The following is an 18,940-nucleotide window of genomic DNA, read 5'->3' as shown; positions in this document are numbered from 1 at the left end:
CCATTGTGCCTTGACCGATAAGGTTCTCGGCAATGAGCCTCGTCACCCAGCCCTCCGACAAGCCCCGTCTCGCCGTCGTCTTCGGCGGGCGCTCCAGCGAGCACGGCGTGTCGTGCCTGACCGCCCGCGAGGTCCTCGCCGCGATCGACACCGACCGCTACGACGTCCACCCCGTGGGCATCACGCGCGGCGGTGACTGGGTGCAGGAGACCGCCCAGTGGGGTGAGCTCGAGCCGGGAACCCTCCCGTCGGTGCGCGACGACCTGCCGCCGTTCGTGTGGGAGTCGCTGCGCGACTTCGACGCCGTCTTCCCGCTCCTGCACGGCCCGTGGGGCGAGGACGGCACCGTCCAGGGGCTGCTCGAGATGGCCGACATCCGTTACGTCGGTGCCGGTGTGCTCGCCAGCGCGGTCAGCATGGACAAGCCGTTCACCAAGACGGTGTTCTCGGCCGCGGGGCTGCCGCAGATCCCGTACGTCACGATCCGGCCCTGGGAGTGGAAGAACGACCGCTCGCGCGTCGAGGACCGCATCCGGGCCCTGGGCCTGCCGGTGTTCGTCAAGCCTGCCCGTGCCGGCTCCAGCTCAGGCGTCCAGATGGTCGAGGCCTGGGACGATCTCGACCCGGCGATCCAGAAGGCCCGCGACTTCGATCCCAAGGTCATGGTCGAGTCGGCCGCCCGGGGCAAGCGCGAGCTCGAGTGCGCCGTCATCCAGCAGCCGAACGGCAAGCCGATCGCGAGCGTCGTCGGCGAGATCACGGTCGCCGAGGAGTCCGACCACGAGTTCTACGACTTCGAGGCCAAGTACCTCGACGGCACGAGCCTCAACGTCGTGCCGGCCGACATCCCCGTCACGCTGAGCGAGCGCATCCGCACCTACGCCGTGCAGGCCTTCGAGGCTGTCGGCTGCGAGGGCCTGGCGCGGGTCGACTTCTTCGCGACCGACGACGGCCTGGTCATCAACGAGATCAACACGATGCCGGGCTTCACGCCGTACTCGATGTTCCCGGTGCTGTGGGAGGCCAGCGGCGTCCCCTATGCCGAGCTCGTCGACCGGCTCATCCAGCTGGCGCTGCAGCGCGACACGGGCCTGCGCTGAACCGGCGCGAGGGCGCTACTCGCAGGGCGTGACCGACGGGTCGTGCTTCTTGACCGCGACCGCGACGTCGGCGAGCGCGTCGGACGCGGGGTCGTACTCCTTCGGCACCTCGAGGCTGACGTAGAACGAGCGGCCGATCGTCGTGAACACGAAGCCGTCGGCGGTCGTCTCGGAGTACCAGTCGACGCCGTCGACGAAGTTGCACTGCACTGTGGTCGGGTCGAGGCCAGCGGGCTTCTCGACCCCGCAGCGCAGGATGATCGGGGGCGCGCCCCACGCGATCGCGGTGTCGTCCTTGACCAGGATGCTGTCCTCGCCGGCGACCTTCGGCGGGGCGTCGGCGTACAGCGCCTTGCAGTCGACCTCGCTGCCGGCGGTCGTCGGGTATGCGTCGACCCCGAGGCCGGGACTGCAGCCCGCGACGAGGACGACCGCGAGCAGCGCAAGCCGCTTCACGTCAGCATCACCGTCAGATGCGGACGACGGGGCAGGTCAGCGTGCGGGTGATGCCGGCGACCGCCTGGATGCGGGACACGACCAGGGTTCCGAGCTCGTCCATGCTGGGGCCCTCTGCCCGCACGATGACGTCATAGGGTCCGGTGACGTCCTCGGCGAGGGTCACGCCGTCGATGGCAGCGATCGCCCGGGCGACGTCGGCGGCCTTGCCGACCTCGGTCTGGACGAGGATGTAAGCCTGAACGGCCATCTGCTGAGCTCCTTCGAGTACTGACGGGACTGTGTGAGGTTACCGGATCCCGGCGCCCGGCCCGCCCCGGGCTGCGACAGGATGGGTCCATGACTTCCCAGGCCTCGGACGGACCCACGATCGGCGAGCTCGGCGAGTTCGGGCTGATAGCGCAGGTGCAGGCCCAGATCGGCGGCAACCGGCACGTGCTGCTGGGTCCGGGCGACGACGCCGCCCACGTCTCGACCAATGACGGAACGTTCGTGGTCTCGACCGATCTGCTGGTCGAGGGACGGCACTTCCGCCGCGACTGGTCGTCGGCCCACGAGGTCGGGCGCAAGGCGGCGGCCTCCAACCTGTCGGACATCAACGCGATGGGCGGGGTCGCGACGGCGCTGACGCTCGGGTTCGGCGCGCCGGCCGATCTGCCGGCGGAGTGGGCGCTCGAGATGGTGCGGGGCTTCGAGCTGGAGTGCTCCCATGTGGGGGCGCACATCGTCGGTGGCGACGTGACGGCGTCAGACGCGATCATCATCGCGGTGACGGCGATGGGCGACGCCCCGCGTCCGGTGCGCCGCTCGGGAGCCCTGCCCGGCGACGTCGTGGCCTATGCGGGCGACCTCGGGCTGGCTGCTGCGGGGTTCGCGACCCTGAGCCGGGGATTCCGTTCGCCGAAGGCGGCCGTCGAGGCGCACAAGGTTCCGCACCCGCCGTACGCGGCGGGGCCCCAGGCCGCCGGTGCCGGGGCGACCGCCATGACCGACATCAGCGACGGTCTGCTCGCCGATCTCGGACACATCGCCGAGGCGAGCGGCGTGGCGATCGACCTCGACTCGACCGCGTTCGTCATCCCCGAGGCGGTGGCGACGGTCGGCGAGGCGCTGGGCCGCAAGGCACTCGACTTCGTCCTGACGGGAGGCGACTCCTACGCCCTGGTGGCGACGTTCAGCTCGGAGACGAACCTGCCGTCCGGGTGGACGGCCGTCGGCAGGGTCTCCGACGGCGAGGGCGTCACGGTCGACGGCCAGCCCTACGACGGCCCGGAGGGACACCAGCACTTCCGCTGACCCCGCCGCACCGAGACATCTTGCGGGTCAGCCGATCCAGTACCGCCGCTTGGGAACGTCCGCGACGCCCGGCACGACCGATTCCAGCACGCCGCCGTTCTTCTCGATGACGGCGGCCGAGGCGAGGTTGTCGTCATCACAGGTGACGAGCACGGAGCCATCGACGCCTTCGTCGCGCAGGAACACCAGCGACTGCCGCAGGATCTCGGTGGCGTGGCCGCGCCCGCGGTGCTCGGGCACGACGAGGTAGCCGATCTGGCCGCCCAGGGTGCGGAAGAAGTCGTCGAGCTCGAGCCGGATCGTGCTGCGTCCCACGATCGTCCCGCCGACGTCGGCGATCAGCTCGGCGTGGGCGACATCGTCGGGCTCGGCGTGTGTCTCGCGCCGCCTCACCAGCTCGACGTAGTCGGCCCACGGCAGGTCGGGTCGCCAGCGGTACGACCAGCGCTCGCCCGCAGCGGCAGTGGCGTCCGCCGCGGCGCGGAGCGCGTGCTCGTCGTCCGGACCGATGCGACGCAGGACCAGGGGCACTGACGCGCCTCAGTCCTGGATGCGGGCGAACGGCCGGTCGGCCTCGAGCTCGTACGCGATCTCGAGCAGGGTCTGCTCGTCGCCGTGGACGGCCGAGAAGTGCACGCCGATGGGACGTCCGTCGGCGGTCTGCTCCAGCGGCAGCGAGATCGCGGGGCTACCGGACGCGTTGTTGAGCGGGGTGAACGCCGCGTACTCGACGAGCCGCTGGAACAGGACCGGGAAGTCGACGGACGGGTTGAGGTGGCCCAGCAGCGGCGTGACGTAGCCCAGCGTGGGCGACAGGATGACGTCGACGTCCGTGAACGCGTCACGGTAGACCTGCTCCGAGCGCTTGAGGGTGCGCACGGCACCGGGCGTGCGCCACGCGTTGCGCACGAAGCTGCGGGCCAGGCCGCGGGTCAGCGGATCGGTGAGGCTCTTGTCGAAGTCGGGGCTGTGCATGGCCTGCTTGCCGAAGTGGTGGCTGCTGAACGCCAGCAGCGACCAGTAGTGCTTGAAGGCCCCCATGAACCGCACGGCGTCGCCGGGGATCGGGACGGTCACGACGTCGTGACCCAGCGCCGTGAGGCGGTCGACCGTGGCGAGCACCGCGGCGCGGGTGTCGTCGTCGGTGGGTGCCCCGGTGACCGAGTCGAGCACGACGCCCACGCGCAGCCGACGGTCGGACGGTCCCTCGACCAGACCGAGCGGCTTCATGCCCGCGGCAGGCCGGAACTGCTGGGTGCCGGCGATGAAGTGCGCCGTGTCGCGCACCGAGCGCGTGACGACACCGTTGGACACGACGTCGACCGGCATCGACGAGGCCTCGGCGGCCGGCACGACCCGGTCGCGGGTCGGCTTGAGCCCCACGAGCCCGCACGCCGCCGCGGGGATGCGGATCGAGCCGCCGCCGTCGTTGGCGTGGGCGATCGGGACGACGCCCGACGCGACGAGCGCGGCCGCTCCGCCCGACGACCCGCCGGGGGAGTAGTCGGTGTGCCAGGGGTTGCGGGTCGGCGGCAGCGTCGCCCACTCGGCCGAGGCGTTCCACCCGAACTCGGGCATCGTGGTCTTGCCCAGCACCCCGAGCCCCGTCGAGCGGAACTGCTCGGTGAACGGGGCGTCGGCCGCAGCCGGGCGTGACCTCACGGCCAGCGATCCCTGGTCGGTCGGCAGGCCCGCGACGGCGGTGTTGTCCTTCACGAACGAGGGGACGCCGCTGAGGATGCCGGCCGCAGGGGTGTCGGACGCAGCCAGGCCGCGCTCGAAGTCGGGCGTCTGGATCGCGTTGAGTGCCGGATTGAGCTGGCGTGCACGGGCCACGGCGGCCTCGGCCGCCTCCCGCGCGCTGATGTGTCCTGCGGCAACAGCAGCGGCGACCCCGACAGAGTCGAGGTCGCCGAGGGCGTCGTCGCAGAAGGCGTGGACGCGGGTGGTCATCTCGTGGTTCACGAGAATGACTCTAGGGTCACATCATGCGACGTGACCAGAGGCTGCTAGCGCGAGACCTTGCCGGCCTTGAGGCACGACGTGCACACGTTGACGCGCTGCGGGGTGCCGTTGACGACGGCGCGCACGCGCTGGATGTTGGGATCGAAACGACGCTTCGTGCGTCGGTGCGAGTGGGAGACGTTGTGGCCGAAACCAGGTCCCTTGGCACACACATCACAGACCGCAGCCATGGCGAACTCCTGAAACTTGAAGACTTCTCGGGGCGAGCCCGAACGATGGGGGTGCCTGCTGACCGACCGGCCTGCTGACAACCGCTCAAGAATAGCCGACGACCCGACGCCGACGCGAATCAGCCCGCCCACGTCCGTCATGGTGACGGACCCGGGCGATAGCCTCGCCCCATGGGCCTCACCCTCAACGCCGCGGCATTTCGAGCGTGGACGCAGCTGTGCGCGGGTGCCCTGTCGGCCGCGCGGTCCGAGATCGACGCCCTCAACGTCTTCCCGGTGCCCGACAGCGACACCGGCACCAACGCCTACCTGACGTTCATGTCGGGGGCCGACGCCGTGGAGTCGCAGCCCGGCACGGCTGGCTTCGACGAGCTCGTCAAGACCTACGTCGACGGCCTGCTGACGGGGGCGAAGGGCAACACCGGCGTTATCTTGTCCCAGCTCGTGCGGGCCTGCTTCCGCGATCTGTCGATCGACCGCGAGGTCAGCGCCGCCGATGTCGCGCAGGCGTTCGTCGCGGCGTCCGACGCGGCATGGGCCGCGGTCGGCGCGCCGGTCGAGGGCACGATCCTGTCGGTCGCGAAGGCCGCCGCGGCCGGTGCCACCGAGGCCGCCGAGGCGGGCGTCGACGGCCGCACGGTCTTCGGTCGGGCCGCCGCGGCCGCACGCGAGGCGCTGGCCCGCACCCCCGAGCAGATGGAGCTGCTGATGCGCGCCGGCGTCGTCGACGCCGGGGGCCGGGCGCTCGTCGTCGTCCTCGACGCGACCGAGCAGGCACTGACCGGCCGCATCCCCGAGCAGGTCGCCGCCCACGTGCCGCAGCCGGTGCAGGTCGCGGCCGACGACCTCAGCGCCGACGGTCCCTCCTATGAGGTCATGTACCTCCTCGAGGCCGATGACGACCAGGTCCCGGCGCTCCGCAGTCGGCTCATGGGCCTCGGCGACTCGCTCGTCGTGGTGGGCGGCGAGCGGCTCTGGAACGTCCACGTGCACGTCGACGACGTCGGGGCGGCGATCGAGGCGGGCATCGCGGCGGGCCGGCCCTATCGCATCGCCGTGACGCACTTCGCCGACCAGATGGCCCGCGGTCCCCGCCAGGGGCGCGTCATCATCGCCGCCACGACGGGCGAGGGCCTCACGGCGCTGTGCCGCGAGGCCGGCGCGCAGACGCTCGAGTTCACCCGCGACCGTCCGCTGACCGTCGCCGAGATGAGCGCCTCGCTGCAGGACGTGGGCGCCGGCGAGATCATCGTGCTGCCCAACAACAACCGCTACATCCGCCAGTTCGTCGCCGCCGCCCAGGCCGCGCGGCAGGACGGGGTGCGCGTCGCGGTCATCCCCACGCACGCTCAGGTGCAGGGCCTGGCCGCGCTCGCCGTGCACGACCCGGGTCTTGGCTTCGACGAGGTCGTCGTCGCGATGTCGAGCGCCGCGGCACACACGCAGCACGGTGCCGTCACGTTCGCGACCGAGCCCGGCATGACGATGGCCGGGGCAGTCGGTCCGGGTGACGTCCTCGGCGTCGTCGCGGGCGACTTCGCGGTCATCGGCGACGACGTGCTGACGGTCGCGCTCGAGATCATCGACCGGGTGCTGTCACCGGCCGGCGAGATGGTGACGGTCGTGCTCGGCGAGGGGTCGGAGCCCGGTTACGAGGCGGCCATCGCCTCGCACCTGCGCGCCGTGCGGCCCGACGTCGACCTGGTCGTCTACGACGGCGGTCAGGAGAACTACCCGCTGTTCATCGCGGTCGAGTGATGGCCGACCTCACGACCAAGATCGTCAACGTCCTCGGCGACAAGACGGCCAAGCCCCTGGCCAAGCACTTCGACATGCACGTCGTCGGCGACCTGCTGCGCCACTACCCCCGCCGCTACGCCGAGCTCGGCAAGGCCAGCAACCTCGCCGACCTGCGGGTGGGGCAGCACGTCACGGTGCTCGCGAAGGTCGTCGAGGCCAAGAACTACTCGTTCGGGCCCGGCGGCAAGCGCACGCGCACCGAGGTCGTCGTCACCGACGACACCGGCGCGCGGCTGTCGCTCACGTTCTTCCAGCAGCGGTGGCTCGCCGACAAGATGCTGCCGGGCAAGATGTGCCTGTTCTCGGGCGAGGTCGGCGCGTTCAACGGCAGGCTGCAGCTGACGCACCCCGACTACGACCTGTTCGACGCCGAGGGCGACTCGGCGTCGTCGCGGCTGTCGCGCGGCGTCGTGCCGATCTACCGGGCGACGGGCGCGGTGCCCACCTGGAAGATCGAGAGCTTCGTCGGCATGTGCCTCGACGCGCTCGACGATCTCGACGACCCGCTGCCGGGAGACGTCCGCGCGGCTCGCGGCTTCAGCGATCTGCGCGCGGCGCTCGAGAGCATCCACCGGCCGCACGGCATGGGCGAGGCCGTCAACGCCCAGAAGCGACTCAGGTTCGAGGAGGCATTCGTCGTCCAGACGGTGTTCGCCCAGCGCCGCCACGCTCTCGAGCAGGAGCGGGCCTCGGCCCGCCCACCCGTCGCCCACGGCCTGCGCGACCGCTTCGAGCAGCAGCTGCCCTTCACCCTGACCGACGGGCAGCGCAGCGTCGTCGACGAGATCTCGACCGATCTGGCCCGCACGCGCCCGATGCACCGGCTGCTGCAGGGCGAGGTCGGATCGGGCAAGACGATCGTCGCCCTGATGTCGATGCTTCAGGTTGTCGACGCCGGGGCGCAGACGGCGCTGCTGGCCCCCACCGAGGTGCTGGCCTCCCAGCACTTCCGCGGCATCACGGCGATGCTCGGCGACCTCGCCAAGGGGGGCATGCTGGGCGCGGCCGACGCCGCCACCCGCGTGCGGCTGCTGACCGGCTCGATGGGTGCCAAGGCCCGCAACGCGTCCCTGCTCGATGCCGCATCGGGCGAGGCCGGCATCGTGATCGGCACGCACGCGCTGATCCAGGACCACGTCCAGTTCGCCGAGCTGGGACTGCTGGTCGTCGACGAGCAGCACCGCTTCGGGGTCGAGCAGCGAGCCGCGCTGGTCGACCGCGCCGAGGTCAAGCCGCACGTGCTGGTCATGACCGCGACCCCCATCCCGCGCACGATCGCCATGACGGTCTTCGGCGACCTCGAGGTCTCGACGCTGCGCGAGCTGCCCGCGGGTCGCCAGCCCATCCAGACGACGGTCGTGCCGGCCGCCGAGCGTCCGGCGTGGCTCGAGCGGGGCTGGCAGCGCGTGCGCGAGGAGGTCGCCAAGGGGCGGCAGGCCTACGTCGTCGTGTCGCGCATCGGTGGCCCTGACGACGACGGCACCAACGAGACCCACTCGCTGGTCGAGCTGCACGAGGAGCTCGTCGGCGGTCAGCTGCACGGCCTGCGGGTCGGGGCGCTGCACGGCCGCATGACGCCCGACGAGAAGGACGCCACGATGAACGCCTTCGCCGCAGGCCAGATCGACGTGCTCGTGGCCACGACGGTCGTCGAGGTGGGCGTCGACGTCCCCAACGCGACCGCCATGGTGATCATGGACGCCGACCGGTTCGGCATGTCGCAGCTGCACCAGCTGCGGGGCCGCGTGGGTCGAGGATCCGAGGCCGGGCTGTGCCTGCTCGTCACCGGCAGCGAGGCCGACTCGCCGGCGCGCGAGCGGCTCGACGCCGTCGCCTCGACCACCGACGGCTTCGAGCTGTCGCGCCTCGACGTCGAGCTGCGACGTGAGGGCGACGTGCTGGGTGCCGCGCAGTCGGGCGTCCGGTCGAGCCTGCGGCTGCTGTCGGTGGTCAAGGACGGCGACGTCATCGACGACGCACGCTCGGCCGCCGACGAGCTCGTCGCCGCCGATCCGGCGCTGAGCGCCCATCCGGCTCTCGCGGCCGCGGTGCACGACCTCGAGCACTCCGAGCACGCCGACTACCTGGAGCGCACATGACCCGCATCATCGCCGGAGCGTTCGGCGGCCGTCGCATCCAGACGCCCAAGGGCGACGGCACCCGTCCGACGTCCGACCGGGTGCGCGAGGCGCTGTTCTCGTCGCTGGAGTCCGAGCTGGTCGGCTTCGACGGCGTGCGGGTGCTCGACCTGTTCGCGGGCTCCGGTGCCCTGGGGCTCGAGGCGCTGTCACGCGGTGCCGAGCACGCCGTCTTCGTCGAGGCCAACGCCGCGGCAGCGGGAGTCGTCAAGCGCAACCTCGCCGATCTGGGCGCGTCCGGCAACGTCGTGCGCACCAAGGTCGAGCGCTGGGTGCAGGACGGCGACAGCGACCTGTTCGGCCTGGTGTTCGTCGACCCGCCGTACGCCATGTCGACCGCGTCGGTCACCGATCTGGTGGGGGCGGTCGCGGAGTCGCTCGCGGAGACCGACGCGCTGTTCGTCGTCGAGCGCGCGACCCGTGACCCCTTCGTCTGGCCGGACGACGTCGAGCCGATGCGCAGCAAGAAGTACGGCGAGACGACGCTGTGGTTCGGACGCCCTGCGGTACGGTCGCTGCCATGACGAAGGTCGTGTGCCCCGGCTCCTTTGACCCCGTGACCAACGGTCACCTCGACATCATCGAACGATCGGCACGGCTGTTCGACGAGGTCGTCGTCGCGGTGCTGGTCAACCAGAACAAGCAGGGCCTGTTCACGATCGACGAGCGGCTCGAGCTGCTCGACCGGGCCACGGCGCACCTGCCGAACGTCACGACCGCCTCGTTCGTGGGGCTCCTGGTCGACTTCTGCACCGTCCACCACGTCGACGCGATCGTCAAGGGCCTGCGGGCCGTCACCGACTTCGACTACGAGCTGCAGATGGCGCAGATGAACGGCAGCCTCACGGAGGTCGACACCGTCTTCATCCCGACCTCGCCGGAGTACTCGTTCCTGGCGTCGAGCCTGGTCAAGGAGGTCGCCAAGCACGGCGGCGACGTCTCGGCGCTCATCCCCGGCTTCGTCAACGACGAGCTGAAGAAGAAGTACGCCTGACCCGCTGATCCACCGCTTCAGTCGGGCAGGTGGGGCGCGGCCAGGTGGTCGGTCGACCCCAGCTGCACCGCGCGACGCACGGCCTTGCCGCCGAACTTGTTGCGTACGGCGTCGATGACGTCGTCGAGCTCGGCACCGCTGGTCACGTCGAGCGGCAGGGCGAGCTGCGCCGGTTGGTCGTCGAGCGAGCCGAGCGACACCCCGAGCAGGGTGATGCCCTTCTGCTCGACGACGCCGGCGCGCGAGGCGAGCAGGCGGCGGGCCACGTCGAGGACCGTGACGGTGTGGGCCGTCGGCCGCGACAGCGTGTGGGACGACGTCGAGCGGGTGAAGTCGCCGAACCGCAGGCTGATCGTGACGGTGCTGCCGGTGCGTCCTGCGGCCCGCATGCGCCGCGTGACGCGGTCGACCAGCGACAGCAGCGTGAGGTCGAGCTCGGCGGGGGAGTGCGCGCCGCGGCCCATCGCGTGCTGGGCACCCATCGACCCGCGACGCTTCTCGGTCTGGACGGGACGGGGGTCGCGGTTGTGCGCCAACGCGTACAGGTGGCGGCCGGCACCCGACCCGAGCAGCTGCACGAGCTCGCTCTCGAACATCTCGGCGACGTCGCCGACCGTGCGGATGCGGGCGTCGCGCAGCTTGCCCGACGTGACCTTGCCGACGCCCCAGAGTCGTTCGACCGGAAGGGCGTGGAGGAACTCCAGCTCGCCCTCGACCGGCACGACGAGCATCCCCTCGGGCTTGGAGACGGCCGAGGCGACCTTGGCGAGGTACTTGGTGCGGGCGACCCCGACCGAGATCGGCAGCCCGACCCGCTCCCGCACGTCGACGCGCAGCTGCGTCGCGATCGTCGAGGGGAGACCGCGGATGCGTCGGAGCCCGCCGACCTCGAGAAAGGCCTCGTCGATCGAGAGCCCCTCGACCAGGGGAGTCGTGTCGTGGAAGACCTCGAACACCGCCCGGCTGGCCTCGGTGTAGGCCTCGAACCGGGCGGGGACGACGATCGCGTCGGGGCACGCCCGCAGCGCCTGCGCGCCGCCCATCGCGGTGCGCACGCCACGGGCCTTGGCCTCGTAGCTGGCGGCCAGCACGACGCCTCCGCCGACGATCACGGGGCGTCCGCGCAGTGAGGGGTCGTCGCGCTGCTCGACCGACGCGTAGAACGCATCGAGGTCGGCGTGCAGCACGGTGCCCTCGGTCATGGGCCCACTGTCGCACCCGCCACCGACACCGGCGACTCGCACGCGTCGCCCGGGACGGGGTCCGATTGGCCTCGGCACCGTGCGGCGGGTTACGATTCTCTTCGGCCTGTTCGCAGGTCGATCTCTTGTCGTGCTCTTGAATTGGATGCGTGAGCGTGCTTACCGGACCCCTGGTCTTCGACACCCACGAGATGGGTCGCAAGCCGGGTGCCGAACGCACCTTCACGCGGACGGTCGAGGCGCCGGCAGAGATGGGTTACGACGTCAACGCCGTGCCCGAGGGCTCCACGATCGAGCTCGAGTTCCGGCTCGAGGCGATCATGGAGGGGATCTTGGCAACAGGGACCTTCTCGGCGCGGGCCGTGGGCGAGTGCGTGCGGTGCCTGGACCCGATCGACGAGGCTGTCGTGGTGGGATTCCAGGAGCTCTACCTCTACGACGCACCCTCCAACCCGGAGGAGGCGGACGAAGAGGATCATGTCCTCGAGGACGAGCTGCTCGACCTCGAGCCCGTCCTGCGGGACGCGGTGGTGCTCGCACTGCCGCACAACCCGTTGTGCGCTCCGGACTGTCCGGGACTGTGCCCCGAGTGTGGGGCACGACTCGCGGATGATCCAGAGCACACACACGGTGAGGCGATCGACCCGAGGTGGGCGTCGTTGAGCCAGCTGGCGGAGCAACCGGTCCCGTCAGCCGACCAGTCAGAGTCGGACATCTCGTCCGACGACAGCAAGGAGTAGATCGTGGCCGTTCCGAAGAGGAAGATGTCGCGCAGCAACACGCGGCACCGTCGTTCGCAGTGGAAGACCACCGCGACGGCGATCGTCGAGTGCGCCAACCCCGCGTGCGACTCCAAGGTGCAGCCGCACCACGCGTGCACCAAGTGCGGTCAGTACGGAGCTCGCGGCGAGCGCCGCCAGGTCCTCTGATCTCTGCGGCAGCAGACGCTGAGGGGCTGCGGGAGGTCCTGGGAGTCCAGGACCTCGATCCGCAGCTCCTTCAGCATGCCCTGACACATCGCTCGTTCGCGTACGAGAACGGCGGCGTGCCCAACAACGAGCGCCTCGAGTTCCTCGGCGACTCCGTGCTGGGGCTCGTCGTCACCGACACGCTCTTCACGGGTCACCCCGACCTGCCCGAGGGCCAGCTGGCCAAGCTGCGTGCGGCTGTCGTCAGCGCCAAGGCGCTGGCCGAGGTCGCTCGCACGCTCGGCATCGGCGAGCACGTGCGTCTCGGACGGGGCGAGGAGTCGACCGGTGGTCGCGACAAGGCCTCGATCCTGTCCGACACCGTCGAGGCGATCTTGGGCGCGATCTACGTGCAGTTCGGCATCGAGCGTGCCGCCGAGGTCATCCATCGCGTGTTCGACCCGGTGATCGCCGTGGCGGCCGAGCTCGGCGCGGGCCTCGACTGGAAGACGTCGTTGCAGGAGATCTCGGCCAACAATGGCCTGGGCGTGCCGCACTACGTCCTGGTGGGCACCGGGCCCGACCACGACAAGAGCTTCACGGCCGAGGTCGTCGTCGGCGAGCACACCTACGGCGGTGGCACCGGTCGCTCCAAGAAGGAGGCCGAGCAGATGGTCGCCGAGATCGCCTGGCGGCAGATCAGCGCCGGCCTCGAGACCCCCACCGCCTGACGGTGCCCGAGCTCCCCGAGGTCGAGGTCGTCCGGCTCGGCATCGTCGACCACGTCGTCGGCCGGCAGATCACCGCCGTGACGGTCCACGACGTCCGTTCGCTGCGACGCCACCTCGCCGGACCCGCCGACTTCGTCCACCGCCTCGAGGGCCAGACGGTCGCGGGAGCCGCGCGCCGCGGCAAGTACCTGTGGATGCAGCTGGCCGACGGAGATGCCGTCCTGTGTCACCTCGGCATGAGCGGGCAGTTCCTGGTCTCGGCCCCCGACGCCCCCACGCCGCGACATCTGCGCATCACGCTGACGCTCGACGACGGCAACGAGCTGCGCTTCGTCGACCAGCGGATCTTCGGCGGGATGTCGTTCAGCGAGGACGGTGCCGAGCTGCCGCCCGAGATCGCGCACATCGCCCGCGACCCGCTCGACCCTTTGTTCGACCCGTCCGAGTTCGCGACACGCATCCGCAAGCGGCAGACCGGCGTCAAGCGGGCGATCCTCGACCAGACCCTGATCTCGGGCGTCGGCAACATCTACGCCGACGAGTCGCTGTGGCGCACGCCCCTGCACTACGCCCGCAACACGCGGCACCTCCGCACCCGCGAGATCGAGTCGCTGCTCTGCCACATCGGCGAGGTCATGGTCGAGGCGCTGGCCCAGGGCGGCACGTCCTTCGACGCGCTCTACGTCAACGTCAACGGCAACAGCGGCTACTTCGACCGCTCGCTGCACGCGTACGGCCAGGAGGGGCGGCCGTGCGAGCGGTGCGGCACGCCCATCCGCCGCGACGCGTTCATGAACCGGTCGTCGTTCTGGTGCCCCGTCTGCCAGCCCCGTCCCCGCAACGGCAGATTCTGAGCCCGGTAGCGTTCCGCGCATGAGCCTGACGCTGGAGCCGATGAGCGCCGACCGGTTCATCGGTTGGAACGAGCACCTGGTCGCGAGCTTCGCCCAGGACAAGATCGACGCCGGAAGCTGGCCCGCCGACGGCGCGCTCGAACGTTCGGCGCGCGAGAACGCCGTGCTGCTGCCGCACGGCGTGGCCACGCCCGGGCACGACCTCTTCGTCGCGCTGGTGGACGGCGAGGAGATCGGCTTCCTGTGGCTGTTCACCGATCCCGAGGCGGTGACGCCGGACTCGTTCGTCTACGACATCGAGATCGTCGAGGGACGCCGGGGCGAGGGCCTCGGGCGCGCGCTGCTGGAGGCGGCCGAGGGTTGGTGCGCCGATCACAGCATCGCGACCCTGCGGCTGCACGTGTTCGGTCACAACGAGACCGCGATCAGCCTGTACGAGTCGTCCGGTTTCGAGACCACCGACATCACGATGGCGAAGCAGATCCGATGACCGATCCCTACGGCGACGAGGCCCGTGAGCGGTTCGTCGACGAGCCGCCGAAGCGGTCGGGGCGGACGCCCTTCGAGCGCGACCGCGGACGCATCGTCCACTCGGCAGCGCTGCGCAGGCTCTCGGCCAAGACGCAGGTCATGGGACCGGGCTTCGACGACTTCGTCCGCAACCGGCTGACCCATTCGCTCGAGGTCGCCCAGGTGGCGCGCGAGCTGGGCAAGGCGCTGGGCTGCGATCCCGACATCGTCGACTCGGCGGCGCTCGCGCACGATCTCGGGCACCCGCCGTTCGGGCACAACGGAGAGGTCGCGCTCGACCAGGCGGCGCAGGCGTGCGGAGGCTTCGAGGGCAACGCCCAGACGCTGCGCATCCTCAGCCGGCTCGAGTCGAAGACCTTCGCCCCGGACGGCCGCAGCGTCGGCCTCAATCTCACGCGGGCCACCCTGTCGGCGTGCGTCAAGTACCCCTGGGCGCGCGGCGACGCCCCCGACGGATCGGGCAAGTTCGGCGTCTACGCCGACGACCTGCCCGTCTTCGACTGGCTGCGCGACGAGGCCCCTGCACTGCGGCGGCCCATCGAGGCGCAGGTCATGGATCTGGCCGACGACATCGCCTACTCCGTGCACGACGTCGAGGACGGTGTCGTGGGGGGATGGTTCGGGCTGCGCGACGGCGAGCTCGACATCGCCTCGATCCACGGCGTCGCCCGTGACTGGTACGACGAGACCGCCGCCGACGACCGCCTCGACGCAGCCCTCGACCGCCTGCAGCAGATGCCCGAGTGGCCCGTGACGCCCTTCGACGGCAGCCGGGCCGAGAGGGCCGTCCTCAAGAGCCTCACGAGCGCCCTGATCGGCCGGTTCGCGCGGGCTGCCGAGCGCGCGACGACGCAGGCGTGGGGGAGCGGTCCGCTGACCCGGTTCGGGGCTGATCTCGAGGTTCCCGTCGACACCCGCGACGAGATCACGGTGCTCAAGTCGATCGCCGCGCACTACGTCATGCGCGCCGACGATCGAGCCGTCCTGCTCGACCGCCAGCGCGAGCTGCTGCTGAACCTGGTCGACGCGATCGACCGGTCAGAGGGACGTGAGCTCGAGACGGAGTTCGCGGCCGACTTCGCCGCGGCCGGCGACGACGCCGGTCGACGCCGCGTCGTGATCGACCAGGTCGCGAGCCTCACCGACGTCTCGGCGCGTGCCTGGGGCGCCCGCCTGCTCACCTGAGCCTGGCGCCGGACCAGCTCGCCGGGGCGGTGCGCCAGCGTCCAGGCCGTCGATGTTCTTGGACGCCAGCGCACCGCTCTTGATCGTCGGAGCGTGGAGGTGGACGCCAGCGCACCGCGGCACCCGTCGTGGACTGAGCCGTGGGCGGGGCGGACTACGATTCACCTCATGGCCGGGCGCATCAAGGACGAGGACATCCAGCTCGTCCGTGAGCGCACCCGCATCGACGAGGTCATCGAGCAGTACGTCACGCTCAAGAACGCCGGCGGCGGATCCCGCAAGGGCCTGTGCCCCTTCCATGACGAGAAGTCCCCGTCGTTCAACGTCCGTCCGTCGGTCGGCTCCTACCACTGCTTCGGCTGCGGGGCCGGCGGCGACGTCTTCAAGTTCGTGATGGAGATCGAGGGCCTCAGCTTCGTCGAGACCGTCGAGCGCCTGGCTGCCAAGGGCGGCATCACGCTGCGCTACGAGGACGGTGGCACGCCGGGTCCACGCCGCGACCCCAACCAGCGGCCCCGGTTGCTCGCCGCCCATCGCGAAGCCGGCGAGTTCTATGCCGCGACGCTGCAGTCGTCGCCCGATGCGCAGGCCGGCCGGCAGTTCGTCAAGGACCGCGGCTTCGACCAGGCCGCTGCCGAGACGTTCGGCATGGGCTTCGCGCCGCGTGGGGGAGAGCAGCTCGTCGCCCACCTCAAGGGCAAGGGGTACACCGACGACGAGCTCGTCGTCGGCGGCCTCGCCTCCCGGGGCAGCCGAGGCCTGTACGACCGGTTCCGCGGACGGCTGCTGTGGCCCATCCGCGAGATGACCGGCGAGATCATCGGCTTCGGCGCGCGCCGCATGTTCGACGACGACCGGGTCGAGGCCAAGTACCTCAACACGTCCGAGACGCCTATCTACAAGAAGAGCCAGGTGCTCTACGGCCTCGACCTCGCGCGGCGGTCGATCTCGTCGTCGGGGCAGGCCGTCATCGTGGAGGGCTACACCGATGTCATGGCGTGCCACGAGGCCGGCGTCAAGACCGCCGTGGCCACGTGCGGCACGGCCTTCGGCGAGGATCACGCCAGGGTCATGCGCCGCCTGATGCTCGACGACCAGGCCTTCCATGGCGAGGTCATCTTCACGTTCGACGGCGACGAGGCCGGCCAGCGGGCGGCGATCAAGACCTTCAACGGCGACCAGCAGTTCGTCGCCCAGACCTATGTCGCGGTCGAGCCCCGCGGCATGGACCCGTGCGACCTGCGCCTGGCCGACGGCGACGCGGCGGTGCGCGACCTCGTGGCGTCTCGGGTGCCGCTCTACCGCTTCGTGCTCGAGAACATGCTGCGCAAGTACGACCTCGACCGTGGCGACCAGCGGGTCGACGCGGTCCGCGAGGCCGTGGGGCTGGCCTCGGCCATCCGCGACCGTTCCAAGGTCGACGAGCTGCTGCGCGAGATCGCCGGACGCGTCGGCACCGACGTCGACCAGGTGCGCGGCGAGCACCGGCGACGCCTGGCGTTCGACGCCAAGGACGCCAAGGCGGCCGCCTCCGGCGCGGCGTCGGCCGGTGCCGCATCGGTGTCCGCCGCGCCTGCGGCCATGCCGTCACCGGCGGTCAACTTCGGGCTGCCGCAGTTCGCCGACGAGCGCGAGGCGCTCAAGGCCATCGTGCAGCACCCCCACCTGGCCGCGGCCCGCGCCGACGACCTCGGCGACAACGACTTCACGCACCCCATCTCGAAGGTGCTCTGGAAGCACATCGACGCCATGCCGTGGCCGACCGCACCCGACAGCAACTGGCTGCCCCAGCTGGCCGACTCGGTGCCCGACGACGACGCCAAGCGCATCCTGTCGATCGCCGCGGTCGAGCCGCTGCGCGCCCGCGAGGGCAACACCGCCGCCGTCGTCACCTCGGTCATCCTGCGCCTGCAGATGCTGACGCTCGGGCGCCGCATCGCCGAGGTCAAGTCGAAGCTGCAGCGCACCAACCCCATCGACGAGGCCGAGACCTACAACCGGATGTTCGGCGAGCTGATCGCGCTCGAGCAGCAGCTGCGCGAGCTGCGCGACCGCGCGCTGAGCGGCGACGACGGGCGCTGAGCCCACAGGTGTCCGTGGTGGCTCCCGTGGTCCACAGGCCGTCCGGCGGCGGCTGCGCCCGGGTGCCGTCGTGCCGAGGCTTGGCACATGGATTCCTTCGTCCGGACGCTGATGTCCGCACCCCCGCTCGCTGCCGCCGACGAGCTCGCCCTCGCCCGACTCGCCCGTGCCGGTGACGCTGCCGCCCGAGCGGAGCTCATCACGTCCGGCCTGCGCTCGGTCGCTCTGAGGGCGCGGATGCTCGGCATCCGCGGCGACGACCTGAGCGATGCTGTGCAGTCGGGTGCCATCGGGCTCATCCGTGCCGTCGACCGGTTCGACCCCGATCGTGGCGTGCGACTGGCGACCTATGCGTGGTGGTGGATCGGCGCGGAGATGGGTCGCCGGCACTGCGGGGACGTCCCGCTCGACGACGTCGACTGCGGGGCCGAGGTGGCGGCCGACGCGGACCTGCCGGACGACTGCCTGCTCGATGGGCTGTCCGACACCGAGGCCGAGGTGCTGCGCATGCGGTTCGGACTGGCCCCACACGGTGCCGAATCCATGCCTCGACATGTCGTTGCGGAGCGGCTCGGCCTCACGATCTCGCAGGTCCGGACGATCGAGGGCAAGGCGATGCGACAACTCCGGGGGAGGCTTGCTAAAGTTGTCGACCGTGCTCCTCTTCATTGAGGAGCCGATCCCCAATAGCTCAATTGGCAGAGCATTCGACTGTTAATCGGAGGGTTCTTGGTTCGAGTCCAAGTTGGGGAGCAGGACCGCGTCTGACCCACGCACACAGCGAACGCCCGGTGGACATCCACCGGGCGTTCGCTGTTTTCTGACCGCTTGATCGGTTCGGGATGGCGGGACGAGTGAGGCCCGCGTCATGGAGGTGCGGGCCTGGCGTACCCACTGCGGGCACTCGACGACACGCCCCAAGGGCAGGCAAGGCGAGCCGAGCGGGCCAGGAAATACTGATGCGAGGCGGACCGCTCCGCACGACGTCGCACGAAGGCGGCGGTGGTTGGAGTCACATCAAGAATGGTTCGGCTCGGTGGCGCGCGACTCAGTTGATCGGGAGCGTGAGGGCCCATCACATGGTCTCGTCGTCGCGGACTTCGAGGCCGGCCCTCGCGAAGAGGTGGATGAGCCGAATCTGCCCTATTGTCCCGGCATGGTCTACTACTGGCTGCGTATCTACGTGCGGGTGATTCCTGTTGTTGCCGTCCTGTGCCTGCTTGTAGCGATCATTCTCGCGGTGGCGGGCGATTCCCCATCGGCTGGCAGATGGCTGCGTGGAGCAGGCGGAAGCGCCGTCGGCCTTGCAGTTGGGTGGCTGGCGGTGCGAGCGATCGAACGGAAGCGTATGAACGAGGCTGGGCAACAGCCGAACTAGGTGAATGCGGGCCAGACGCATGGAGGGCTCTTGGTTCGAGTCCAAGTTGGGGAGCAGCACCGCGTCTGACCCACGCACACAGCAGACGCC

At 70.6% G+C, this 18,940-nt stretch carries 21 protein-coding genes and 1 tRNA gene; 16 read left to right on the top strand and 6 right to left on the bottom strand.

Annotation, left to right across the window (positions count from 1 at the left end):
- Positions 1–32 precede the first annotated feature (32 nt).
- Positions 33–1,100, top strand: a complete 1,068-nt coding sequence (locus tag JOF40_RS18325) for a D-alanine--D-alanine ligase family protein (protein ID WP_129182531.1) — start codon at positions 33–35, stop codon at positions 1,098–1,100.
- Positions 1,101–1,115: 15 nt separating this feature from the next.
- On the opposite strand, the gene JOF40_RS18320 is transcribed toward JOF40_RS18325, so the two are convergent.
- Together JOF40_RS18320 and JOF40_RS18315 are read right to left on the bottom strand one after the other, a co-directional pair.
- Entirely contained in the window at positions 1,116–1,556 is a 441-nt protein-coding gene (locus JOF40_RS18320; RefSeq protein ID WP_129182529.1) for a DUF3515 family protein, read from the bottom strand.
- A gap of 13 nt (positions 1,557–1,569) precedes the next feature.
- Entirely contained in the window at positions 1,570–1,806 is a 237-nt protein-coding gene (locus tag JOF40_RS18315) for an Lrp/AsnC ligand binding domain-containing protein (protein ID WP_129182527.1), read from the bottom strand.
- 89 nt (positions 1,807–1,895) lie between these two features.
- On the opposite strand from JOF40_RS18315, the gene JOF40_RS18310 reads away from it, so the two are divergent.
- Positions 1,896–2,852, top strand: coding sequence for a thiamine-phosphate kinase (locus JOF40_RS18310; protein ID WP_129182525.1), 957 nt, complete (start codon positions 1,896–1,898; stop codon positions 2,850–2,852).
- Positions 2,853–2,879: 27 nt separating this feature from the next.
- On the opposite strand, the gene JOF40_RS18305 is transcribed toward JOF40_RS18310, so the two are convergent.
- Genes JOF40_RS18305 through rpmB form a run of 3 tightly spaced genes read right to left on the bottom strand, consistent with a single transcriptional unit; the run spans position 2,880 to position 5,047 of the window.
- Positions 2,880–3,383, bottom strand: a complete 504-nt coding sequence (locus JOF40_RS18305; protein ID WP_209674701.1) for a GNAT family N-acetyltransferase — start codon at positions 3,381–3,383, stop codon at positions 2,880–2,882.
- Positions 3,384–3,392: 9 nt separating this feature from the next.
- The gene (locus JOF40_RS18300; protein ID WP_246152830.1) at positions 3,393–4,817 is read right to left on the bottom strand and encodes an amidase; all 1,425 of its coding nucleotides are present in this window, start codon (positions 4,815–4,817) and stop codon (positions 3,393–3,395) included.
- Between the two features lie 44 nt (positions 4,818–4,861).
- The gene (rpmB, locus tag JOF40_RS18295) at positions 4,862–5,047 is read right to left on the bottom strand and encodes a 50S ribosomal protein L28 (protein WP_056607517.1); all 186 of its coding nucleotides are present in this window, start codon (positions 5,045–5,047) and stop codon (positions 4,862–4,864) included.
- A 171-nt stretch (positions 5,048–5,218) separates the two neighbouring features.
- On the opposite strand from rpmB, the gene JOF40_RS18290 reads away from it, so the two are divergent.
- From JOF40_RS18290 to coaD, 4 genes are read left to right on the top strand one after another with little or no spacing between them, the layout of a single operon-like run.
- Positions 5,219–6,805 carry a DAK2 domain-containing protein gene (locus JOF40_RS18290; RefSeq protein WP_129182523.1) on the top strand — a complete coding sequence of 529 codons (1,587 nt, stop codon included), beginning with the start codon at positions 5,219–5,221 and terminating at the stop codon, positions 6,803–6,805.
- Positions 6,805–8,946, top strand: coding sequence for an ATP-dependent DNA helicase RecG (gene recG, locus JOF40_RS18285; protein ID WP_129182521.1), 2,142 nt, complete (start codon positions 6,805–6,807; stop codon positions 8,944–8,946). The genes JOF40_RS18290 and recG overlap by 1 nt, the downstream gene beginning before the upstream one ends.
- On the top strand, positions 8,943–9,509 hold the full coding sequence (gene rsmD / locus JOF40_RS18280; protein ID WP_129182519.1) for a 16S rRNA (guanine(966)-N(2))-methyltransferase RsmD: 567 nt from the start codon (positions 8,943–8,945) through the stop codon (positions 9,507–9,509). Before recG ends, rsmD begins: the two co-directional genes overlap by 4 nt.
- Complete coding sequence (gene coaD / locus JOF40_RS18275) at positions 9,506–9,979, top strand: pantetheine-phosphate adenylyltransferase (RefSeq protein WP_129182517.1); 474 nt, start codon at positions 9,506–9,508, stop codon at positions 9,977–9,979. Before rsmD ends, coaD begins: the two co-directional genes overlap by 4 nt.
- A 17-nt stretch (positions 9,980–9,996) precedes the next feature.
- Here coaD and dinB read toward each other — a convergent pair whose 3' ends face one another.
- Positions 9,997–11,181 carry a DNA polymerase IV gene (gene dinB / locus JOF40_RS18270; RefSeq protein WP_129182515.1) on the bottom strand — a complete coding sequence of 395 codons (1,185 nt, stop codon included), beginning with the start codon at positions 11,179–11,181 and terminating at the stop codon, positions 9,997–9,999.
- Positions 11,182–11,330: 149 nt separating this feature from the next.
- Between dinB and JOF40_RS18265 the strand changes: the two genes are divergently transcribed.
- From JOF40_RS18265 to JOF40_RS18220, 10 genes are all read left to right on the top strand, one after another.
- Positions 11,331–11,921 carry a YceD family protein gene (locus JOF40_RS18265; protein WP_307800778.1) on the top strand — a complete coding sequence of 197 codons (591 nt, stop codon included), beginning with the start codon at positions 11,331–11,333 and terminating at the stop codon, positions 11,919–11,921.
- A 3-nt stretch (positions 11,922–11,924) separates the two neighbouring features.
- Positions 11,925–12,110, top strand: a complete 186-nt coding sequence (rpmF, locus tag JOF40_RS18260; RefSeq protein ID WP_129182513.1) for a 50S ribosomal protein L32 — start codon at positions 11,925–11,927, stop codon at positions 12,108–12,110.
- A complete protein-coding gene (rnc, locus tag JOF40_RS18255; protein ID WP_378018771.1) occupies positions 12,056–12,820 on the top strand; it encodes a ribonuclease III in 765 nt (254 codons plus the stop codon). Before rpmF ends, rnc begins: the two co-directional genes overlap by 55 nt.
- Positions 12,821–12,822: 2 nt before the next feature.
- Positions 12,823–13,674: a bifunctional DNA-formamidopyrimidine glycosylase/DNA-(apurinic or apyrimidinic site) lyase gene (mutM, locus tag JOF40_RS18250; RefSeq protein ID WP_129182509.1), complete on the top strand. Its 852-nt coding sequence runs from the start codon at positions 12,823–12,825 to the stop codon at positions 13,672–13,674.
- Between the two features lie 19 nt (positions 13,675–13,693).
- Positions 13,694–14,164 (top strand): GNAT family N-acetyltransferase, encoded by a 471-nt coding sequence (locus tag JOF40_RS18245; protein ID WP_129182507.1) that lies wholly within the window; start codon positions 13,694–13,696, stop codon positions 14,162–14,164.
- Positions 14,161–15,390: a deoxyguanosinetriphosphate triphosphohydrolase gene (locus tag JOF40_RS18240; protein ID WP_129182505.1), complete on the top strand. Its 1,230-nt coding sequence runs from the start codon at positions 14,161–14,163 to the stop codon at positions 15,388–15,390. Before JOF40_RS18245 ends, JOF40_RS18240 begins: the two co-directional genes overlap by 4 nt.
- A gap of 168 nt (positions 15,391–15,558) precedes the next feature.
- The gene (dnaG, locus tag JOF40_RS18235) at positions 15,559–17,472 is read left to right on the top strand and encodes a DNA primase (protein ID WP_129182503.1); all 1,914 of its coding nucleotides are present in this window, start codon (positions 15,559–15,561) and stop codon (positions 17,470–17,472) included.
- Positions 17,473–17,559: 87 nt separating this feature from the next.
- Positions 17,560–18,144 (top strand): sigma factor, encoded by a 585-nt coding sequence (locus JOF40_RS18230; RefSeq protein ID WP_129182501.1) that lies wholly within the window; start codon positions 17,560–17,562, stop codon positions 18,142–18,144.
- A gap of 8 nt (positions 18,145–18,152) precedes the next feature.
- Positions 18,153–18,225 (top strand) — tRNA-Asn (locus JOF40_RS18225).
- 283 nt (positions 18,226–18,508) lie between these two features.
- Positions 18,509–18,850, top strand: a complete 342-nt coding sequence (locus tag JOF40_RS18220) for a hypothetical protein (RefSeq protein ID WP_209674700.1) — start codon at positions 18,509–18,511, stop codon at positions 18,848–18,850.
- Positions 18,851–18,940 lie beyond the last annotated feature (90 nt).

The organism is Aeromicrobium fastidiosum, assembly GCF_017876595.1.
Lineage (GTDB): Bacteria > Actinomycetota > Actinomycetes > Propionibacteriales > Nocardioidaceae > Aeromicrobium > Aeromicrobium fastidiosum.
The sequence above is the reverse complement of the archived record's forward strand: the minus strand, read 5'-3'. Positions and strand labels throughout refer to the sequence as shown.

What these genes read in the sequence shown, in the direction of transcription:
- JOF40_RS18325 (WP_129182531.1), top strand. Translation starts at nt 33, where the DNA reads ATGAGCCTCGTCACCCAGCCCTCCGACAAGCCCCGTCTCGCCGTCGTC.
- JOF40_RS18315 (WP_129182527.1), bottom strand. Translation starts at nt 1,806, where the DNA reads ATGGCCGTTCAGGCTTACATCCTCGTCCAGACCGAGGTCGGCAAGGCC.
- JOF40_RS18310 (WP_129182525.1), top strand. Translation starts at nt 1,896, where the DNA reads ATGACTTCCCAGGCCTCGGACGGACCCACGATCGGCGAGCTCGGCGAG.
- rpmB (WP_056607517.1), bottom strand. Translation starts at nt 5,047, where the DNA reads ATGGCTGCGGTCTGTGATGTGTGTGCCAAGGGACCTGGTTTCGGCCAC.
- JOF40_RS18290 (WP_129182523.1), top strand. Translation starts at nt 5,219, where the DNA reads ATGGGCCTCACCCTCAACGCCGCGGCATTTCGAGCGTGGACGCAGCTG.
- recG (WP_129182521.1), top strand. Translation starts at nt 6,805, where the DNA reads ATGGCCGACCTCACGACCAAGATCGTCAACGTCCTCGGCGACAAGACG.
- rsmD (WP_129182519.1), top strand. Translation starts at nt 8,943, where the DNA reads ATGACCCGCATCATCGCCGGAGCGTTCGGCGGCCGTCGCATCCAGACG.
- coaD (WP_129182517.1), top strand. Translation starts at nt 9,506, where the DNA reads ATGACGAAGGTCGTGTGCCCCGGCTCCTTTGACCCCGTGACCAACGGT.
- dinB (WP_129182515.1), bottom strand. Translation starts at nt 11,181, where the DNA reads ATGACCGAGGGCACCGTGCTGCACGCCGACCTCGATGCGTTCTACGCG.
- JOF40_RS18245 (WP_129182507.1), top strand. Translation starts at nt 13,694, where the DNA reads ATGAGCCTGACGCTGGAGCCGATGAGCGCCGACCGGTTCATCGGTTGG.
- JOF40_RS18240 (WP_129182505.1), top strand. Translation starts at nt 14,161, where the DNA reads ATGACCGATCCCTACGGCGACGAGGCCCGTGAGCGGTTCGTCGACGAG.
- dnaG (WP_129182503.1), top strand. Translation starts at nt 15,559, where the DNA reads ATGGCCGGGCGCATCAAGGACGAGGACATCCAGCTCGTCCGTGAGCGC.
- JOF40_RS18230 (WP_129182501.1), top strand. Translation starts at nt 17,560, where the DNA reads ATGGATTCCTTCGTCCGGACGCTGATGTCCGCACCCCCGCTCGCTGCC.